General features: G+C 36.2%; 4 protein-coding genes and 1 pseudogene. 2 read left to right on the plus strand and 3 right to left on the minus strand.

The window, feature by feature from the left end; translation table 11 throughout:
- Nucleotides 1–27: 27 nt before the first annotated feature.
- Entirely contained in the window at nt 28–960 is a 933-nt protein-coding gene (locus tag J671_RS24385; RefSeq protein WP_004812228.1) for an IS5-like element ISAha3 family transposase, read from the minus strand.
- A gap of 373 nt (nt 961–1333) precedes the next feature.
- Between J671_RS24385 and J671_RS24390 the strand changes: the two genes are divergently transcribed.
- Both J671_RS24390 and surA1 read left to right on the plus strand, forming a co-directional pair.
- Nucleotides 1334–1552, plus strand: a complete 219-nt coding sequence (locus tag J671_RS24390) for a hypothetical protein (protein ID WP_000108361.1) — start codon at nt 1334–1336, stop codon at nt 1550–1552.
- A gap of 105 nt (nt 1553–1657) precedes the next feature.
- A complete protein-coding gene (gene surA1, locus J671_RS24395) occupies nt 1658–1975 on the plus strand; it encodes a surface antigen protein 1 (protein ID WP_002048358.1) in 318 nt (105 codons plus the stop codon).
- 69 nt (nt 1976–2044) lie between these two features.
- Here the strand turns inward: surA1 and J671_RS24400 are convergent, their stop codons facing one another.
- Together J671_RS24400 and J671_RS26260 are read right to left on the minus strand one after the other, a co-directional pair.
- Nucleotides 2045–2266, minus strand: coding sequence for a hypothetical protein (locus J671_RS24400; RefSeq protein ID WP_002048363.1), 222 nt, complete (start codon nt 2264–2266; stop codon nt 2045–2047).
- A gap of 86 nt (nt 2267–2352) precedes the next feature.
- Nucleotides 2353–2448: pseudogene (locus tag J671_RS26260) on the minus strand (hypothetical protein); the annotation flags it as partial.

Genomic DNA, 2448 nt, shown 5'->3' on the forward strand with positions numbered 1-2448 from the left:
GCTGAGTTCTCCCCAATCCATTCAAATTTAAGACACAACTTGGGTGCGAGGTCTACCTAATTCCGTAAATCTATTCAGAACTGCCACACGCGCATGAATTTCATTGACCTGACTTTGAAAATGTCTTGCCGTCAGCCTATCACCTAATAATTTGATGCAATGCATCTTGGTTTCCACCAAACTACGACGGTGATAACCCGACCATTTTTTCCATAGGGTTCTGCCTAAATGTTTAACCGTTTGAAGTAACTCATTTCGTTCTATTGAACTTATTTTAGAATCTTTCCAGGGCTTGGCATTCTTTCTGGGTGGAATTACTGCATGTGCTTGACGATCTGAAATCACTTTTCTGCAGCACTTCGTGTCGTACGCGCCATCGGTATAGACAGAATCTATTCGCTCATCTAGTGGAATTTGATCCAGTAAATCACCTAGTACTTGTGAATCACTGACATTATTTGTAGTAAGCTGAACGGCACGTATTTGCAGTGTTTCAGCATCTATACCAATATGCAGTTTACGCCATTGCCGACGGTATTCAGGCTGATGTTTTTTACGCTTCCATTCGCCTTCACCTAAAAACTTTAAACCCGTAGAGTCGACAAGTAGGTGTAACCCATCATGACTTTTCTGATAGCTTATCGCAATATCAATATGCTTTTGTCGTCTACAAAGGGTGGAGTAATCTGGTGCTGTCCAATTCAAGCCACAGAGTTTAATCAGGCTTTGAACAAAGCCAGTAACCATACGTAAAGAAAGACGGAATAGAGATTTGATCATTAAACAGCATTGAATCGCTGTATCGGAATAAGTTTGATTTCGTCCTTGCTTGCCTTGTGGTTGTGCATACCATTGCGTCTTAGGATCAAACCAGATTGAAATATTTCCTCGCTTGATTAAAGCTTGGTTATACGAGGACCAATTGGTTGTACGATAGATTTTAGGTGTAGGCTTCTTCATCTGGAAATTATATTACTGAAGAAGCCTTCAAGAATAGCTTTGTGCAACAAAGCCCTCAAGATATAAAATTTATTATATTAGATAAAAAAACACCTTAACCTATATAAAAGATAACAAATATACATTTAGACATATTTATTATCTTTTTTAAATGTTGTGTACTGAAATGTAATTTATTAAACATTCATATTAATAATGTTTATTCTAAAAAATTACTTATATTAAAAATCAGCAATTTATTCAAATTTTAAATTTACAGTTAAATATAGGGTAACACCCCTACCCTACACATTTAAAATCTACATGTTTTAATAAACCTATCTGAAGCTCTCAGATAAAACACATCGTCATAATTGATATGAGGTATTAAAAAATGAGCACTACTAATAATCAAGCAAATCAACGTAATAATCAGCAGCAACAACAGCAAAATGACAACCGTAATCAACAGCAACACGGTAACCAACAGCAAAACGATCAACAGCAACAAAATAATCAGCAGCAACAGCAAAATGATAACCGCGGCCAACAACAAGGATCTAACCAAAAAGATTCTGGCCAACAAAACTCAAATAACAACCAACAACGCTAATCGTTTTTAGTTGTTCTTTGATGCGGTCAATCATTTAGGAAGGTGAAAGCACCTTCCTAAATCAAAATATAAACATAAAATTCAATAAAATATGAGGGAATTCTGATGACAGATCAAAATACAGATCATGCTCAACTGGTAGCTGGCGATCATAACTATTCTGACTCTCGCTGGCGTGAAAGCTATCTTACTCGTCCTTATTATCAAGAAGCGCAATTAACTACACCAGATCTAGATTATGATCGTGATTTTTCTGCAGCTTATGAACTTGGTCATCGGGCTCGTTCTGAATCTAAAGAAGGAACTCAGTTTGAAGATATGGAAGGTAGCTTAAAGCAAAAATGGGAAGAGCTAAAAGCCGAGTCCCGCCTTAAATGGGAACACGCTAAACAAGCGATTAAAGATGCATGGGATGATATGTAACATTCTCAACTGGTCCAAAGCTATAAGCTTATTTCCTATTGGCCCTGGGAAATAGGCTTTTTTATTGTTTTAAAAATATGGTGGCATATTAAAATTATGATTAAGGTACTGATTTGCTAAATTTGGATCATCAAAAACTTCTTTCTTAAATTGTACGCTCACGGTTGTAGTGAGTACATGAGTCGGCTTAATAGTCACTTCCACTACATATTTATTTTGCTCGTGCTTAGCTTTTACGCCATAAATTTCAGAATCATTAATGCAAGTTCCATCTGTAAAATATACAAACATACGTACTACCTTAAATATCACTAAACATAAAGGTCCTATCAAACATAAAGCCTGACTCAGTTAATCTGGTCAGGCTTTCCTCAAAATCAACTTTGATTTTTTTTAAAATATTCAATTATTTCTTCCCCATTATTTACAGGCTTTTTCTGCGAGGGGTAAGTTTCTTCGTAGGCATAGGCGGG

Source organism: Acinetobacter sp. 1130196, assembly GCF_000588095.1.
GTDB lineage: Bacteria > Pseudomonadota > Gammaproteobacteria > Pseudomonadales > Moraxellaceae > Acinetobacter > Acinetobacter nosocomialis.